Origin of the sequence: Cupriavidus sp. GA3-3, assembly GCF_000389805.1 — a bacterium.
Lineage (GTDB): Bacteria > Pseudomonadota > Gammaproteobacteria > Burkholderiales > Burkholderiaceae > Cupriavidus > Cupriavidus necator_D.
The window spans coordinates 35291-51098 of record NZ_KB944481.1 but is presented as its reverse complement, the minus strand read 5'-3'; the positions used below and the strand labels follow the sequence as shown (position 1 = coordinate 51098).

At 67.1% G+C, this 15808-nt stretch carries 16 protein-coding genes and 1 tRNA gene; 7 read left to right on the top strand and 10 right to left on the bottom strand.

Annotated features, from left to right (window positions below; genetic code table 11):
• Nucleotides 1–63: 63 nt before the first annotated feature.
• Nucleotides 64–1242 (bottom strand): nicotinate phosphoribosyltransferase, encoded by a 1179-nt coding sequence (pncB, locus tag C265_RS17735; RefSeq protein WP_010814658.1) that lies wholly within the window; start codon nt 1240–1242, stop codon nt 64–66.
• A gap of 75 nt (nt 1243–1317) precedes the next feature.
• Complete coding sequence (locus tag C265_RS17730) at nt 1318–1881, bottom strand: hypothetical protein (protein WP_010814657.1); 564 nt, start codon at nt 1879–1881, stop codon at nt 1318–1320.
• 312 nt (nt 1882–2193) lie between these two features.
• On the opposite strand from C265_RS17730, the gene fdxA reads away from it, so the two are divergent.
• The 3 genes from fdxA to C265_RS17715 all read left to right on the top strand — a co-directional run bounded on the left by fdxA (nt 2194) and on the right by C265_RS17715 (nt 4022).
• Nucleotides 2194–2517, top strand: a complete 324-nt coding sequence (gene fdxA, locus C265_RS17725; protein WP_010814656.1) for a ferredoxin FdxA — start codon at nt 2194–2196, stop codon at nt 2515–2517.
• 77 nt (nt 2518–2594) lie between these two features.
• Entirely contained in the window at nt 2595–3704 is a 1110-nt protein-coding gene (locus tag C265_RS17720) for an NAD(P)/FAD-dependent oxidoreductase (protein ID WP_010814655.1), read from the top strand.
• A gap of 242 nt (nt 3705–3946) precedes the next feature.
• A tRNA-Asn gene (locus C265_RS17715) sits at nt 3947–4022 on the top strand.
• A gap of 138 nt (nt 4023–4160) precedes the next feature.
• Here the strand turns inward: C265_RS17715 and C265_RS17710 are convergent.
• From C265_RS17710 to C265_RS17680, 7 genes are all read right to left on the bottom strand, one after another.
• Nucleotides 4161–4928 (bottom strand): IclR family transcriptional regulator, encoded by a 768-nt coding sequence (locus C265_RS17710; protein WP_010814654.1) that lies wholly within the window; start codon nt 4926–4928, stop codon nt 4161–4163.
• A gap of 68 nt (nt 4929–4996) precedes the next feature.
• The gene (locus C265_RS17705; RefSeq protein WP_010814653.1) at nt 4997–6160 is read right to left on the bottom strand and encodes a CaiB/BaiF CoA-transferase family protein; all 1164 of its coding nucleotides are present in this window, start codon (nt 6158–6160) and stop codon (nt 4997–4999) included.
• Nucleotides 6161–6172: 12 nt separating this feature from the next.
• A complete protein-coding gene (locus C265_RS17700; protein WP_010814652.1) occupies nt 6173–7339 on the bottom strand; it encodes an acyl-CoA dehydrogenase family protein in 1167 nt (388 codons plus the stop codon).
• 59 nt (nt 7340–7398) lie between these two features.
• Nucleotides 7399–8376, bottom strand: coding sequence for a tripartite tricarboxylate transporter substrate binding protein (locus C265_RS17695; protein WP_010814651.1), 978 nt, complete (start codon nt 8374–8376; stop codon nt 7399–7401).
• 50 nt (nt 8377–8426) lie between these two features.
• Nucleotides 8427–8816: a cupin domain-containing protein gene (locus C265_RS17690; protein ID WP_010814650.1), complete on the bottom strand. Its 390-nt coding sequence runs from the start codon at nt 8814–8816 to the stop codon at nt 8427–8429.
• Nucleotides 8817–8983: 167 nt separating this feature from the next.
• The gene (kdpE, locus tag C265_RS17685) at nt 8984–9679 is read right to left on the bottom strand and encodes a two-component system response regulator KdpE (protein ID WP_010814649.1); all 696 of its coding nucleotides are present in this window, start codon (nt 9677–9679) and stop codon (nt 8984–8986) included.
• Nucleotides 9680–9710: 31 nt separating this feature from the next.
• Nucleotides 9711–12560: a sensor histidine kinase KdpD gene (locus tag C265_RS17680; protein ID WP_010814648.1), complete on the bottom strand. Its 2850-nt coding sequence runs from the start codon at nt 12558–12560 to the stop codon at nt 9711–9713.
• 389 nt (nt 12561–12949) lie between these two features.
• On the opposite strand from C265_RS17680, the gene rpsU reads away from it, so the two are divergent.
• The 3 genes from rpsU to C265_RS17665 all read left to right on the top strand — a co-directional run bounded on the left by rpsU (nt 12950) and on the right by C265_RS17665 (nt 15154).
• Complete coding sequence (gene rpsU / locus C265_RS17675; protein ID WP_010814647.1) at nt 12950–13162, top strand: 30S ribosomal protein S21; 213 nt, start codon at nt 12950–12952, stop codon at nt 13160–13162.
• A 202-nt stretch (nt 13163–13364) separates the two neighbouring features.
• Complete coding sequence (gene nodI / locus C265_RS17670) at nt 13365–14276, top strand: nodulation factor ABC transporter ATP-binding protein NodI (protein WP_026200447.1); 912 nt, start codon at nt 13365–13367, stop codon at nt 14274–14276.
• A 14-nt stretch (nt 14277–14290) separates the two neighbouring features.
• A complete protein-coding gene (locus C265_RS17665; protein WP_010814645.1) occupies nt 14291–15154 on the top strand; it encodes an ABC transporter permease in 864 nt (287 codons plus the stop codon).
• 19 nt (nt 15155–15173) lie between these two features.
• On the opposite strand, the gene sugE is transcribed toward C265_RS17665, so the two are convergent.
• The gene (gene sugE / locus C265_RS17660; RefSeq protein ID WP_010814644.1) at nt 15174–15494 is read right to left on the bottom strand and encodes a quaternary ammonium compound efflux SMR transporter SugE; all 321 of its coding nucleotides are present in this window, start codon (nt 15492–15494) and stop codon (nt 15174–15176) included.
• A gap of 56 nt (nt 15495–15550) precedes the next feature.
• Between sugE and C265_RS17655 the strand changes: the two genes are divergently transcribed.
• The gene (locus C265_RS17655) at nt 15551–15805 is read left to right on the top strand and encodes a hypothetical protein (protein WP_010814643.1); all 255 of its coding nucleotides are present in this window, start codon (nt 15551–15553) and stop codon (nt 15803–15805) included.
• The last annotated feature ends 3 nt before the right edge of the window (nt 15806–15808 follow it).

Sequence of the window (15808 nt, the reverse complement as noted above, 5' to 3'; positions counted from 1 at the left end):
CGATTATAGTGGCGCCCGCCGCATGCAGAGCATGCGATGGCCGGCGCAAGGTGTTGAATTTTGCTACGCCGCGGGCTGAACCGAGTACACCTGGCGCAGGTAGGACAGGTAGCCGGGATCGTCGCACATGGTCTTTTCCGGCGTGTCCGACAGCTTGGCCACCGGCTGCCCGTTGCAGCGCACCATCTTGATCACGATCTGCAGCGGGGTATAGCCGAGGTCGTTGGTCAGGTTGGTGCCGACGCCAAAGGCGAGCCGGCAGCGGCCATGGAAGCGCTCGTACAGTTCGATCACGCGCGGGATGTCGAGGCTGTCGCTGAAGATCAGCGTCTTGGTGCGCGGGTCGACGCGGTTGGCGGCATAGTGGGCGACCATGCGCTCGCCCCACAGCATCGGGTCGCCGGAATCATGGCGCACGCCATCGAAGAGCTTGCAGAAATACAGGTCGAAGTCGCGCAGGAAGGCATCGAAGCCGTAGGTATCCGACAGCGCGATGCCCAGGTCACCGCGGTACTCGCGCGCCCAGCGCTCCAGTGCGTACACCTGCGAATCGCGCAGCCGCGGGCCCAGCGCCTGGCAGGCCTGTAGGTATTCATGCGCCATCGTGCCCAGCGGCACCATATTGTGCAGACGGGCAAAGTGGACGTTGCTGGTGCCGGCCAGCTGCGGCCCGAGCAGGCGCCGCATGGTCAGCAGCACCTCTTCCTGCCATTCGCGCGAAAAGCGCCGGCGCGTGCCGTAGTCGGCGATCACGCAATCGGCCAGCTCGGGTGTCTTCAGCAAGGCCAGCTTCTGGTCCAGCCGGCGGCGGCCTTCGGCCAGGTCGGGCCTGGGCTGGGTGCGGCGGAAATAGACCTCGTTGACGATCGCCAGGACCGGCACTTCGAACAGGATGGTATGCAGCCACGGGCCGATGATCGAGATCTCGATCTCGCCATTGCCCTGCGGGGACGGCCGCACCGAGACATATTTCTCGTTCAGGTGGAACAGGCCGAGGAAGTCGACGAAATCGCTCTTGATAAAGCGCAGCCCGCGCAGGTAGGCGAGCTCGTCGTCGGTGAAGCGCAACTGGCACAGGTGTGCCACCTCGGCGCGGATCTCATCGATATAGGGCGTCAGGTCGACGCCCGCGTTGCGGCACTTGAAGCGGTATTCCACTTGCGCCTGCGGGAACTGATGCAGCACCACCTGCATCATCGTGAATTTGTACAGGTCGGTGTCGAGCAGGGACGGGATGATCATAGCGGGCCAGACGGCGATGCCGGGTCAGTACGTCATGCTAACCGAAGTCTGGCCGCACCCGGCCACTCTTGCCGCTCAACCACCATCGAGGAAGGGCTGTGGCTGCCGCGGCGCCTCCCTGCCCCGGGCCTTGCCCTGCAGGCACCACAACTGGCGGCCGTCGGTAGCGGGGCACGACACCAGCGTGGCGGCGGCGCGCGGCACCCGCTGCGGCAGCGGCTCGGCAAAGGCGCCGTCGCCGGCCATGATGCGCTCGGCGTAGACCTGGGTCCCGGCGCGCTCGAAGCGCAGCACCTGGACCCGGTCGCCCGGCTGCGGCTGCAACTGCGGCCCGCACGGCATCAGGCCGGCCCGGCCGCAATGGGCGATGGCGTCGCCCGCGGGCGAATCGGTCACGCTGAAGTGGTCCCACTCGAACGCGGTCAGCGCCGGCAGCGCGACCGGCGCATCGGTGCGCGCGCGCCACGCCACCAGGCGCGATACCACGCTGTCGGCCATGCCCGGCGACTGGGCCAGGGTCTGGGCGGCAACCGACCCGATCGGCGCCAGAAATGCCGTCAGCAGCACAACAATGGGTGCGAAGATCCGGCGCATCGCGGCATCGTGCCGCAGGCTGGCAAGGCAAGGCTGGCGTGGCATACGGGTCTCCCGGCACGGATGCAAGTGACTGTTGGCGGCCTCATCATGCCCGCTGGCGGGCCGACATGCCAGCAGGCCGCCATGCGTTAAATCAAAAGTACATAAAGAAATAAGAAAACTATCTGATCCGGCTATATAGACCCGCTATTCTTGCCAGAAGCCTCGGCTACAATATCGCTTTCCGAAAGGCCTCGGCCGGCGCTCGCCCAGCCCATGCTGCCATGCGGCACCATGCGGTGGATGCGGCGTCCGCCGGCAAGAAGCGGCCCCACAGTTTCCCATTAAAAGCCGACCTGTTTTCCTGGAACCGAAATGACTCACGTTGTCACCGAATCCTGCATCCGTTGCCGCTACACAGACTGCGTTGACGTGTGTCCGGTCGATTGTTTCCGCGAAGGCCCCAACTTCCTGGCTATCGACCCGGATGAGTGCATCGACTGCGCCGTGTGCGTGGCCGAATGCCCGGTGAACGCCATTTACGCCGAGGAAGACGTGCCGGGCGACCAGCAGCAGTTCATCGACCTGAACGCCGAGCTGGCCCGCAACTGGCCCTCCATCACCAAGACCAAGGCCCCGCTGGCCGAGGCCGAGGAATGGAAGGACGCCACTGACAAGCTGCAGTACCTGCAGCGCTGACAGAACAAGAAAGCCGTCCCCACGCGCTTTCCGCAACACCGGGCACAAGCGGCCCACGCAAACGTATCAGGACGAATATGGACTTGAGCATTCCAAATCCCGTCGCCGACACGACCAAGCAGGTCGACGGCGGCAGCCCTGCAGGCGGCCAGCCGCAGGAGATCGATGCGCTGATCGTCGGTGCCGGCCCGGTGGGCCTGTTCCAGGTCTTTGAACTGGGCCTGCTCGAAATCAAGGCACATGTCATCGATTCCCTGAAGGTGGTCGGCGGCCAGTGCGTGGAGCTCTATCCGGACAAGCCCATCTACGACATCCCGGCGGTGCCCATCTGCACCGGCCAGGAACTGACCGACAACCTGCTCAAGCAGATCGAGCCGTTCGAGCCCACCTTCCACCTGGGCCAGGAAGTCGCCGTCGTGGAGCGCCGCGAGGACGGCCGCTTCTTCGTCGAGACCTCGCTCGGAACCCGCTTCATCACCAAGACCATCTTTATCGCCGCCGGCGTGGGTTCGTTCCAGCCGCGCACGCTGAAGGTCGAGGGCATCGACAAGTTCGACGGCAAGCAGCTGTTCTACCGCGTCAAGGACCCGAGCCGCTTCCATGGCCGCAACCTGGTGATCATCGGCGGCGGTGACTCGGCGCTGGACTGGACGCTGGACCTGGTCGGCAAGGCCGAGTCGGTGGTGATGATCCACCGCCGCGACGGCTTCCGCGCCGCGCCGGCCTCGGTCGCCAAGATGAAGGAACTGTGCGAGCAAATGGAAATGCAGTTCCTGGTCGGCCAGGTCGGCGGCTATGAAGAGAAGGACGGCGTGCTCACCGAGATCAAGGTGACCGGCGCCGACGGCGTGACCCGCCGCCTGCCGGTGGATGACCTGCTGGTGTTCTTCGGCCTGTCGCCCAAGCTCGGCCCGATCGCCGAGTGGGGCCTGGACCTGGAGCGCAAGCAGATCAAGGTGGACACCGAGAAGTTCGAGACCAATATCCCGGGCATCTTCGCGGTGGGCGACATCAACACCTACCCCGGCAAGAAGAAGCTGATCCTGTCGGGCTTCCACGAGGCCGCGCTGGCCGCGTTCGGTGCCGCGCCGTATATCTTCCCCGAGAAGAAAATCCACATGCAGTACACCACCACCTCGCCGAAGCTGCACAAGATCCTCGGCGTGGATTCGCCGGTGTTCGACTGAGCCGGGCGAGTGCCGCAGAAAAAAACCGCCGCGAGGCGGTTTTTTTCTGGCACAAACCAAAAACCATAGCTATAATGCGGCCTCGCTGTTCGACACGACGGCACGAAGCCAGCAGAGATGCCCTTCGCACCGTACGGCAGGCAGCAAGCCGGAAGCTTCCAGACACCTTCTGACAAGAACAAAATGTCGAAAAGGTGTTGACGAAGAAAAGAGAAACTGGCTATAATTTCTTTCTCAGCTGTTCCCCGATAGCTCAGTCGGTAGAGCGACGGACTGTTAATCCGCAGGTCCCTGGTTCGAGCCCAGGTCGGGGAGCCAACCGATACGGAAGCCCGGTGCAAACGCACCGGGCTTTTTCGTTTTGGGCTTCGGTTCGCGCAACGCGCTTCGATCTTGTCCGGCCTCGACAGCCGTCACGACAGCCTGCGGGCCGCCGCAACGCCTGCCCTCTCCCACTTATCCCTGCAGCGAACCGCCAGCGGCCTTCAGCGCCACGACAATGGCGTCGGCATTGGCCTCGATCCGATGCAGCGGCCCCGCCACGGACATGCCATAGGTCACGCCCCCGATGGCCACCGGGAAGGCGATCGCGCCGAGATCAGGAAACGACTCGCCAAAGTTCGGATACCAGCCTTGCGCCTGCCATTGCTGCATGGCGGCTTCGAAAACGCGCAGCGAGTCCACCGTGCGCCCCGTGCGCGAGGCAAACGACACGCCGGCCAGCAGTTCGGCGCGGCTGTCCGCCGGCATCGTGCCAAGGATGGCGCGGCCGATCGAGTTCACGTGCGCATCGCGCAGCTCGCCCGGCGCGGCGATATAGCGCACCGGATTGCCGGACTCCCGCACCTCCAGGTACAGCACGCGGCCGTCATCCTGAAGCTTGCCGAAGATCACGGTTTCGCCGGTGGTGTCGCGCAGCGATTCCAGCACCGGCTGCACGCGTTCGAGCAGCGGGTCGTTGCGGGCGATGCGCTGGGCAATGTCGAGCAGCCGGCGCGTCGGGTAGTAGCCCTGGCGGCGGCCGGTCTCGTACAGGTAGCCGAGCGAGGCCAGTGTGCGGATCAGCCCCAGGCAGCTCGACATCGGCGCGCCCAGCAGCCTGGCCAGCTCGGTCAGCGTCAGCGAGCGCCCTTCGCGCGCATAGATCTCCATGATCTCAATCACGCGCAGCGCGGTCTTGACGCTGGCGTGACCCGATTTTTCTGCCGGTTCCTGTTCTGCCATCGTTGGCTTCCTCGACTTCAATATCTGTTGGCCGGGATTGTACGCGGCGGAGTCGGCCGGCAAGGGTGTCAGCCGCCCTCCGCGCCGCCTGGCCCGGGCAACGCCTGCGGCCAGCTGCGGATATTGCCGGGCGTGCGCGAGAAGCGCGTCGGGATGCCCACGCCACGCAGCCGGCCTTCGCTGGGATGGTCGTATTCGAACATCATGCCGGTGGCGCGCAGGTGCGGGTCGTCGGCCAGGCTCTCGAAATGCGGCACTTCGCTGTGCGGGATATCGGCATCACGCAGCAGGTCGAGCCATTCCGCAGTGCTGCGCTGCGCGACGATCTCGGCCAGTGTGGCGTAGAGCGCGTCGATATTGGCGCTGCGCGCGGCCGGGGTGGCATAGCGCCGATCCTGCGCCAGCTCCGCATGGCCTGACACATCGAAAAAACGCAGCCATTGGGCGCTTGTATAGGGCAGCAGCGCAATATGGCCGTCGCGCGTGCGATAGGGCTTGCGGTGCGCCGACATCACGCGCGGATAGCCGGCCTGCCCGAGCGGCGGGATGAAGGTCTGCCCGGCCAATTGCTCGGTGGCCAGGAAGGACACCAGCGTCTCGAACATCGGCACCTCGATGGCCTGGCCCTGGCCGGAACGCTCGCGCTCGTACAGCGCCATCGGGATCGCGTAGGCCACGGTCAGCCCGGCCACCTTGTCGGCCAGGATGGTGTTGACGTACTGCGGGCCTTCGTTCGAGTTCGCACCCTGGAACTGCGCCATGCCGCTGCGCGCCTGGATGATGTCGTCGAAGGCCGGCGCGCCCGCGTAGGGACCCTCTTCCGAATAGCCATAAGCGCCGCAGTAGATCAGCCGCGGATGGTCCGCGCGCAGCGACGCATAGTCCAGCCCAAGCTTGCGCAGCGACTGCGGCCGCACGTTGGAGACAAAGACATCGGCCGTGGCGATCAGGGCTTTCAGCGCGGCGAGGTCATCGGGCTGCTTCACGTCCAGCACCACGAACTGCTTGTTGCGGTTCAGGTTCAGGAAGCTGGCGCCCATGGCCGCGTGCCGCGCCGGCTCGGCGTGGCGGAACACATCGCCGGCGGGCGGCTCGACCTTGATGACTTCAGCCCCCATGTCGCCGAGGATCTGGGTGGCATACGGCCCCATCGCGACCGCGGTCATGTCGATCACGCGGATGCCGGCCAGCGGCCCGGTGGCCGCGCTCGCCTGCGCTTGCTCGTCTGGCATCGTCGCTCCCTCTCAGTACGACTTGGGCAAACCCAGCACGCGCTCGGCGATAAAGCACATGATCAGCTGCGGGCTGACCGGCGCGATGCGCGGGATATAGGACTCGCGCAGCAGCCGCTCGACGCGGTACTCGCGCGAGTAGCCCATGCCGCCCAGCGTCAGGATCGCGGTCTGGCACGCGTTATGGCCGGCCTCGGCGGCGAGGTACTTTGCCGTGTTGGCCTCGGCGCCGCAGGACTGCCCGGCGTCATAGCGCGCGGCGGCCTTGAGCATCATCAGGTTGGCCGACTCCAGCTGCATCCAGGCCTGCGCCAGCGGATGCTGCACGCCCTGGTTCATGCCGATGGGGCGGCCGAACACCACGCGCTCCTTGGCGTACTGCGTGGCAATGGCCAGCGCCGCGCGGCCCAGGCCGATGGCCTCCGCCGCGATCAGGATGCGCTCCGGGTTAAGTCCGTGCAGGATGTACTCAAAGCCCCTGCCCTCTTCGCCGATGCGGTCTTCCTCCGGGATGAACAGGTCGTCGATAAACAGCATGTTGGTATCGACGGCGGCGCGGCCCATCTTGTCGATCTCGCGGATCTCGATCTTGCTGCGGTCGACTTTGGTGTAGAACAGCGACAGCCCTTCGGTCGACTTCTTCACCGACTCCAGCGGCGTGGTGCGCGCCAGCAGCAGCATGCGGTCGGCCACCTGCGCGGTCGAGATCCAGATCTTGCGCCCGCTCACCGAATAGCCGCCCGGCACCTTGCGCGCAAAGGTCTTGAGCTTGGTGGTGTCCAGGCCCGCGTCGGGCTCGGTCACGCCGAAGCAGGCCTTCTCCTGGCCGGCGATCAGCGGCGGCAGAAAGCGGCCCTTCTGTTCGTCGGTGCCGAACACCACCACCGGGTTCAGGCCGAACACATTCATATGCACCGCCGAGGCGCCGGTCATGCCAGCGCCCGACTGCGAGATGGTCTGCATCACCAGCGCCGCTTCCAGGATGCCCAGGCCCGCGCCACCGAAGGCCTCGGGCATCGCCACGCCCAGCCAGCCGCCTTCGCACAGCGTCTTGTAGAACTCGTGCGGATAGGTGCCGGACTTGTCCAGGCGATCCCAGTACTCCATGTCGAACTGCGTGCAGACCTGCTGCACGGCCTCGACGATGGATGCCTGTTCTTCGGAGAGGTCGAAATTCATAGCGTTACCTGCCTGATGTCGTTGTCTTGTTGGTTGTCTGATGGTTGCCCGAAGAGCGCCTATTCCGGCTGGATGCCAGCGTCTTTCACCAGCCGCGACCACTTCTGCAGCTCGGCCACGACAAACTGGCTGAGCTCGGCCGGCGTGCTGCCGAATGGCTCGAAGCCCAGCGCGTGGAACCGCGGCGCATGCTGCTTGCTGGTGGCGATGGCAACCAGTTCACGATTGAGCCGCTGCACCACCGGCGCCGGCACCCCGGCCGGCGCGAACACGCCGTTCCATGAGGTCACGTCGAAACCCTTCAGCTCCGGCACGCTCGCCAGCGGCGGCAGGTCGGGCAGCAGTTCGCTGCGCTGCGCGGTGGTCACCGCCAGCGCGCGCAGCTTGCCGGCGCGCACGTTGGCGATGCCTGCGGCAAAGTCGACGAACATCGCCTGCACCTGGCCACCCATCACATCGGTCATCGCCGGCGGCGTGCTCTTGTATGGCACGTGCAGCATGTTCAGCCCGGCCATCTTCGACAGCGTGGCGCCCGAGACGATGCCGGTGCTGTTGCCGCTGGCATAGCTCAGGCCCGGATGCGCCCTGGCATAGTCGATGAACTCGCGCAGCGTCTTCACCGGCAGCGCCGGGTTGACCACCAGCATGAACGGCAGGTTGCCCATGCGCGAGACCGGCGTGAAATCCTTGACCGGGTCATAGCGCAGCTGCTTCATCAGCGACGGGTTGGCCGAATGCGTGGTGTTGGTGGTCATGAACAGCGTGTAGCCATCGGCCGGGGCCTTGGCCACGAACTCGGCGGCAATGGTGCCGTTGGCGCCGGGCTTGTTGTCCACCACCACCGGCTGCTGCAGCGCCTCGCCCAGGTATTTGGCAGTCAGGCGGGCCACGGCATCGGTGCCGCTGCCGGCAGCGAACGGCACCACCAGGCGCAGCGGCCTGGACGGGAATTCATCGGCCGACAGCGCCGGGGTGGCGGCCAGCGCCGCGGTGCACCCGAGCACCAGGCTGGCAAAGGCATTGCTGAAGGACTTCACGGTAGTTGTCTCCTGTAGTTGTTCAATCCCTTGCCGTGACCAGCCGCGTCTTATGCGGGCCGTATCACGCGCTCGGGGGATTCCTCATATGGCGGGGAATAGATGACCAGAATCTTGGCCGGCTCGTCGCTGACCACGGTGAACACATGCATCTGGTCCGGCGGGAAGAAGCAGCAGTCGCCAGGGCCCAGTTCCTTTCGCTGGCCGCCGACCTCGGCCACGGCGCGGCCTTCCAGCACGTAGCAGACCTGCTCGATGCCGGGATGCGCGTGCGGCAGCGCGCCCTTGCCCTTCTCGATGGTGCCGTGGATCACTTCCAGATGCCGCGATCCGACGGTCTCTGGGCCGATCAGCCGGCGATTGAGGGTGCCGACATGGTTGGCGGGGTGGTAGCCCTCGACCTCGTCGGTCGAGATGAAATAGACGGGTTGGTCCTGCATGCGGTGCTCCTGCCTTAATTCATATCTATGAATAACAGTTTATTATCTTGAATTTATCCGTCAAACAATTTCGACATCGCTGCGGGTTTACCGGGAGTGCAAGGGGCGAGCGCCAGCCTCACGCGGCGCGTGACCGGCAAGAAAGTGTTGTGGGAGTGACCCGGCGCTCAGCCGGCGAAGCGGTAGCCCACGCCGATCTCGGTCAGCAGGTAGGCAGGCCGGGCCGGGTCGGCTTCCAGCTTGTGCCGCAGGTGCCCCATGTAGACGCGCAGGTACTGGCTGCTGTCGGCATGCGACGGCCCCCACACCTCGCGCAGCAGTTCGCGGTGGGTCATGACCTTGCCGCGATGCGCCAGCAGCACCGCCAGCAGCCGGAACTCGATCGGCGTCAGGTGCACCGGCTCCCCCGCGCGCGTGACCTGGCGGTTGGCCAGGTCCACGGCGATCTCGCCGAACGCCACCTGCGCCCGCCCCTGCGCGCCGGCACGCACATGGCGGCGCTGCAGCACGCGCAGGCGCGCCACCAGCTCGCCCACGCCGAAGGGCTTGGTCAGGTAGTCGTCGGCGCCGGCGTCGAGCGCGCGGATCTTCTCGGCCTCGCCGGTGCGCGCCGACAGCACCAGCACCGGCACTTCGGTCCAGGTGCGCAGGTCGCCGATCATCGATACGCCGTCGCCATCGGGCAGCCCCAGGTCCAGGATCACCAGGTCCGGCTGGCGCGTGCCGGCCTCGATCAGTCCGCGCTGCAGCGATTCGGCCTCGTGCACGGTGCAGCCCTCGTCCTGCAGCGCCGCGCGCACGAAGCGGCGGATATGGGGCTCGTCTTCCACCAGCAGCACCGTGGGCGAAAACTCGAATGGCATAACGCGTCAGATCCTTGAAAGGTTGTCGGGTTCAGGCCGGCAAGCCGGCCGCTTCCAGTTCCAGCACTGGAGGGTTGCCGCGCGGCAGCGTGACCACGAAGCGCGCGCCGGTGCCTTCGCCCTGCGCCCGAGCATGCACCGGCTCGACGCGGATGCTGCCGCCGTGCGCCTGCACGATGGCCTCGCACACGGCCAGCCCCAGGCCCACCCCGGTGGTGGCGGACTCGCGCTCGCCGCGGGTGAATTTCTCGAACACCTGCCGCGCCATCGCCGCCGGCACGCCGGGGCCGTCGTCCTCGACGACGAGGTGCACGGCGTCGTCGGAGAGCTCGCCGCGCACGCGGATCTCGGTACCCGGCGCGGTGTACTTGGCCGCATTCTCCAGCAGGTTGCACAGCACGCGCTCCATCAGCACGCCATCGCATTCCACCAGCGGCAGTGCCGACAGGTCGGCCACCACCACGCGGTGCCGCGCCAGCGCATCGCGCAGCGACGCCAGCGCCGCGCCGGCCAGTTCTTCGAACGACTGCCATTCCTTGCGCAGCGCCACACTGCGGCTTTGCAGCCGCGCCATGTCGAGCAGGTTGGCCACCATCGCGTGCATGCGGCGCGCCTGGTCGCGCATGGCGCCGACGGTCTCGGCCACCTCCGGCGCCAGCGGCGTCGTGCCGCGCTGCAGGGTCTCGGCCATGCCGATCAGGCTGGTCAGCGGCGTGCGCAGGTCGTGAGACACCGCCGCCAGCAGCGAGCTGCGCAGGCGCTCGGACTCCATCGCCAGCAGCGCCTGCTGCGCCACCTCGACATAGTGCAGCCGCTCGATCGCAATCGCGATCAGCGTGGCAAAGACATCGACCTGGCGCCGCAGCGCGGGCTGAGCAAATGCGCGCCAGGTGCGCGGCTCCACTGCCAGCACGCCGCGCACCTGCATCGGCGCCTTCAGCGGCAGGTACAGCACCGTGCCGGAAGGCAGCGTGTCGGTGCCGGTGCCGGCCGGCTGGCCGTGGTTGAAGACCCATTGCGCCAGCACGTGGTCGACGGCATCGCTCTGTGCCGCGCCGCCGGCCTCGGGAGCCGTGGCCGCGGGCAGCAGCCGGCCGTCCGCGCCGACCAGGAAAAACGCGGCACGCGCATCGAACGCCGCGCGCAGGAAGCGGCTGCCGATACCGACGATCTGCGCGTCGGTCAGCGCCGCCGACAGCTCGCGCGCCAGCTCGTACAGCGTGCGCGCATCGGTCTCGCGCTGCACCGATACCTGGGCCTGCTCGCGCAGTCCGGCCGTCAGCTGTCCAATCACCAGCCCGACTGCCAGCATCACCAGGAAGGTCACCAGGTATTGCACGTCGGTGACCGCAAACGACAGCTGCGGCGGCACGAAGAAGAAATCAAACGCCCCCACCGCCACCAGCGCGGCGAACGCCCCCGCGGTACGTCCGTGGCGCAGCGCCACGCCGGCCACCGCCAGCAGGAACAGCATGGCGATATTGACCAGGTCGAACCATGGCCGCGCCAGCGCCGACAGCGCGGTGGCGCCGGCGCACCAGGCCACCGCCCACAGCAGGCCCGGCCACTGCGCAGGCCGGGCGTCTGCCTGCGGCGGCTCGGTGCCGGGCAGCACGGGCGCATCAGCGGGGGTCTCCTGTCGGACGCTGTCGTCCGCCACGCGGATCACGTCGATCTCGGGACACGCCGCAGCCAGCGCATCGGCAAAACTGGTGCGCCCGAACAGCCACGCGCGCGCGCCCAGCCATGGCGCCAGCGCGCGCGCCAGCAGCGCGTGCATGCGGCCGGACAATGAAGCCCCGCCATCGGCCCAGCGCGCCGGCGTGCGGCCGATCAAGACCTTGGTCAGATTGTGCCGCCGCACATAGCCGGCCACCGCCGCCACCATGTCGCTGCCGGCTAGCGTTTCGGTACGCGCGCCCAGCGCCTCGGCCAGCCGCATGGCCTGGTCGAGCTGCTCGCGCTGGGCGTCGGGCACGGGTGCCAGGCGCGGCACCGACACCGTCACCACATGGCAGTCGCAATCGAGCTGCCCGGCCAGCCGGCGCGCGCTGCGCACCACCTGCGCAGCATCGCTGCCGTGGCCGACACAGGCCAGCACCGCTTCACGCGTGCGCCAGACCGGTTCGATCGAGGCTTCCTGCCGGTAGGCGCGCACGTCGTCGTCGACGCGGTCGGCAGTGCGGCGCAGCGCCAGCTCGCGCAGCGCAATCAGGTTGCCCTTGCGGAAGAAATGCTGCACGGCATGGCGGGCCTGCTCGGGCACGTACACGCGCCCTTCGCGCAGGCGGCGCAGCAGCTCGTCGGCGGGCAGGTCGACCAGCACCACCTCGCCGGCATCGTCGAAGACCGCGTCGGGCACGGTCTCGCGCACGCGGATGCCGGTGATGCCGGCCACCGCCTGGTTCAGGCTGTCCAGGTGCTGGACGTTGACCGTGGTCCAGACATCGATGCCGGCCGACAGCAGTTCGGCGATGTCCTGCCAGCGCTTGGGGTGGCGGCTGCCGGGCGCGTTGCTGTGCGCCAGCTCATCCACCAGGATCAGCGCAGGCCGGCGTGCCAGGGCCGCATCGAGATCGAATTCCTGCAGCGTGCGGCCGCGGTAGTCGACGCGGCGCAATGGCACGCGCTCGATGCCTTCGGCCAGCGCCTCGGTTTCGGCGCGGCCATGGGTTTCGACCACGCCCACCACCACGTCGCCGCCCTGCTCGCGCTGCGCGCGCGCCGCGGCCAGCATGGCGAAGGTCTTGCCGACGCCGGCCGAAGCGCCGAAATAGATGCGCAGGCACCCGCGCGCGGCGCGTTCGCCGGCGGCCTGCATGCGCTGCAGCAGGTGGTCGGGGTCGGGGCGGGGATCGTCGGGTTGGCGCGGCTCAGGCATGGTGGTCGCGCTTGCCTCGCAGCGGCGGGAGCGCAGCCAGATTGTGCCACGCAGGCGCCGGCGTAAAGTGCGCCAAGGTAGACTAGCGGCGATTTCCGACGCTGCGCCCGCGCGCGCATTGCACTACATTCTTGACAGTGCAGTCGTATACATGCCATAGTTACGGGCGTATAGCATTCATGGAAACCGGTACTGTCAGGCTCCAGTTGTATAGGACCTGGCGCTATCACCCCTGACACTGGTTGCACGGACTGAAACGTCCACATCTTTCAGGTTCGCGGGGGCGCACCAGGGCATTAGCCCGGCGTGCAATACCAGTCGCTCCGGCGACCGCAGTTTCCCCCCGTGTGAACCAGCCGCTCCTTGCGGCAATCCCCTAAAGGACTGAATTGACTAAGATCGTCTTGAAACCCGGTGAGCCCGTTGAAGTTGCAATGCGGCGCTTCCGTCGCGCCATTCTGCAGACTGGCCTGATCGTTGAACTCAAGAGCCGCACCGCTTACGAGAAGCCGACGACCGAGCGCAAGCGCAAGAAGAAGGCCGCCGAAGCACGTCTGCGCAAGCGCCTGCGCATGCAGATGCTGCCGAAGAAGATGTACTGATCCGGTACGCTTCGCCGCCTGGCACCGCCGGGCATAAAAAAACCGCCAGTTCGCTGGCGGTTTTTTTATGCCTCGCGCCCAGGCCGGCCCCCGCTGCGCCTTGCCGCCGCGGCTTTTGCTGCACTGCGCCACCTGAGCATTGCGCCGATGACCGGCATAATGGCGGATATTGCGCCCGTGCGGCGCCACACCGGACCCTGCCTTGACTGCCATCCTAGAGTTGCGCAAGGTGCGCAAGCAATACGGCGACACGGTCGTGGTCGACGACCTCGATCTCCAGGTATTTCGCGGCCAGTGCTTCGGCCTGCTGGGGCCCAACGGCGCCGGCAAGACCACCACGCTGCGCCTGCTGCTGGGCCTGACCACGCCCATGGCCGGCACGCTCACGCTGTGCGGCGAGCCCATCCCCGAGCGCGCGCCGCAGGCGCGCATGCGCGTGGGCGTGGTGCCGCAGTTCGACAACCTCGACCCGGATTTCTCGGTGATCGAGAACCTGCGCATCTTCGGGCGCTACTTCGGGCTGTCGTCGGCCGAGATCGAGCGGCGCGTGCCGATGCTGCTGGAATTCGCCCGGCTGGAAAACCGCGCCGATGCGCAGGTGCGCGACCTCTCCGGCGGCATGCGCCGGCGCCTGACGGTGGCACGCGCGCTGATCAACGACCCTGACCTGCTGGTGATGGACGAGCCCACCACCGGCCTGGACCCGCAGGCGCGCCACCTGATCTGGGAGCGCCTGAAGTCGCTGATGGCCAGCGGCAAGACCATCCTGCTGACCACGCACTTCATGGAAGAGGCCGAACGGCTGTGCAACTACCTGTGCGTGATCGACGGCGGCCGCAAGATTGCCGAAGGCAAGCCGCACGAGCTGATCGACAGCCAGATCGGCTGCGACGTGGTCGAGGTCTATGGCGATGAACTGGACACGCTGCGCGGCAGCCTGACGCCGCTGGCGCAACGTACTGAAATGAGCGGCGAGACGCTGTTCTGCTATGTGCGCGAGCCCGCCCCGCTGCTGGCGGCGCTGCACGGCAGGAACGGCGTGCGCTACCTGCACCGCCCGGCCAACCTGGAGGACGTGTTCCTCAAGCTGACCGGCCGCGAGATGCGGGACTGAACCGAGGGACTGACATGAGCGAACAGGATCCCCGCGCGGATACCACCACTGCCCCCGCGGCCGCTGGCGGCCACGCCGCCGCGACGCCGCGCCAGCGCTATCCACAGCCGCTGCTGCCGCGCAACCTGCGCAACTGGATGATGGTCTGGTACCGCAACTACATGGTGTGGAAGAAGCTGGCCATCCCGTCGATGATCGGCAACCTCGCCGACCCGATGATCTACCTGTTCGGCCTCGGCCTCGGGCTGGGGCTGATGGTGGGCCAGGTCAACGGGGTGTCGTATATCGCCTTCCTGGCCGCCGGCACCACCGCGTCCAGCGTGATGATGTCGGCCAGCTTCGAGTCGATGTATTCGGCGTTCTCGCGCATGCACGTGCAGCGCACCTGGGAGGCGATCATGCATGCCCCGCTGACGCTGGGCGACGTGGTGCTGGGCGAGATCGCCTGGGCGGCCAGCAAGGCGGTGCTGTCCGGGCTGGCCATCATGCTGGTGGCGGGCGCGCTCGGCTATGCGCAGATGCCCGGCGCGCTGCTGGCGCTGCCGGTGATCGTGCTGGCCGGCATTGCCTTTGCCGCGCTGGCGATGACTGTCACCGCGCTGGCGCCCAGCTACGACTTCTTCATGTTCTACCAGACCCTGGTGATGACGCCGATGCTGCTGCTGTCGGGCGTGTTCTTCCCGCTGGAACAGTTGCCCGAGGGCGTGCAGGCAGCCACCAAGGTACTGCCGCTGGCGCATGCGGTGGCGCTGATCCGGCCGCTGATGCTGGGCCGTCCGTCGGAGGATGTCGGCCTGCACCTGGCGGTACTGGGCGCCTATGCAATGGTGGCGCTGGTAGTGTGCCTGATGCTGCTGCGCCGCCGGCTGCTGCGCTAAGACTGCCGCATGCCGGGCCTCAGGCGCTGCCCACGAGCTTGAGCCCGGCAATCCCGCACACGATCAGGCCGATGCAGGCCAGCCGCGCCACAGTGGCGGGCTCATTGAAGAGTATGATGCCGAGGATCGCGGTGCCGACCGCGCCAATCCCGGTCCAGACAGCATAGCCGGTCCCGACCGGGATATGCCGCAGCGCCAGCGCCAGCAGCAGCACGCTGATGGCCATGCCGATCAGCGTGATGACGCTGGGCACCAGCCGCGTAAAACCTTCGGTGTACTTCAGCCCGATCGCCCACACCACCTCGAACAGCCCTGCCAGGGCCAGCAGTGTCCATGCCATATCGATTTCTCGGATTGCGTCGCAACGTGCGCAACGATAGCGGAGATTCCGCCACCTTGCAGCGCACCGTCCTGGCGCTGGCGGCCGCATGCGCCACGGCGTCACTGGCCGGGTGCATGGTGATGGCCGTGGGTAGTGCCGCGGTGTCGACGGTGGCTACCGTCGGATCGGCCGCCGTCAGCGTGGCGACAACCGCGGTCAGCACCACCTACGACGTCACGGCCGCAGGCGTGAAGGCCGTGGCCGGCAGCGACGAACCCGCGCCGCCCCCGTCGCCACAACCTGCACAGCCGCCACAGCCGGCGCAGTAAGCC

Excerpts from the sequence above, each read along its gene's own strand:
- pncB (WP_010814658.1), bottom strand. The coding sequence starts at position 1,242 with ATGATCATCCCGTCCCTGCTCGACACCGACCTGTACAAATTCACGATG.
- C265_RS17705 (WP_010814653.1), bottom strand. The coding sequence starts at position 6,160 with ATGCCAGACGAGCAAGCGCAGGCGAGCGCGGCCACCGGGCCGCTGGCC.
- C265_RS17720 (WP_010814655.1), top strand. The coding sequence starts at position 2,595 with ATGGACTTGAGCATTCCAAATCCCGTCGCCGACACGACCAAGCAGGTC.
- C265_RS17690 (WP_010814650.1), bottom strand. The coding sequence starts at position 8,816 with ATGCAGGACCAACCCGTCTATTTCATCTCGACCGACGAGGTCGAGGGC.
- C265_RS17665 (WP_010814645.1), top strand. The coding sequence starts at position 14,291 with ATGAGCGAACAGGATCCCCGCGCGGATACCACCACTGCCCCCGCGGCC.
- C265_RS17700 (WP_010814652.1), bottom strand. The coding sequence starts at position 7,339 with ATGAATTTCGACCTCTCCGAAGAACAGGCATCCATCGTCGAGGCCGTG.
- C265_RS17680 (WP_010814648.1), bottom strand. The coding sequence starts at position 12,560 with ATGCCTGAGCCGCGCCAACCCGACGATCCCCGCCCCGACCCCGACCAC.
- sugE (WP_010814644.1), bottom strand. The coding sequence starts at position 15,494 with ATGGCATGGACACTGCTGGCCCTGGCAGGGCTGTTCGAGGTGGTGTGG.
- C265_RS17730 (WP_010814657.1), bottom strand. The coding sequence starts at position 1,881 with ATGCCACGCCAGCCTTGCCTTGCCAGCCTGCGGCACGATGCCGCGATG.
- kdpE (WP_010814649.1), bottom strand. The coding sequence starts at position 9,679 with ATGCCATTCGAGTTTTCGCCCACGGTGCTGCTGGTGGAAGACGAGCCC.
- C265_RS17710 (WP_010814654.1), bottom strand. The coding sequence starts at position 4,928 with ATGGCAGAACAGGAACCGGCAGAAAAATCGGGTCACGCCAGCGTCAAG.
- fdxA (WP_010814656.1), top strand. The coding sequence starts at position 2,194 with ATGACTCACGTTGTCACCGAATCCTGCATCCGTTGCCGCTACACAGAC.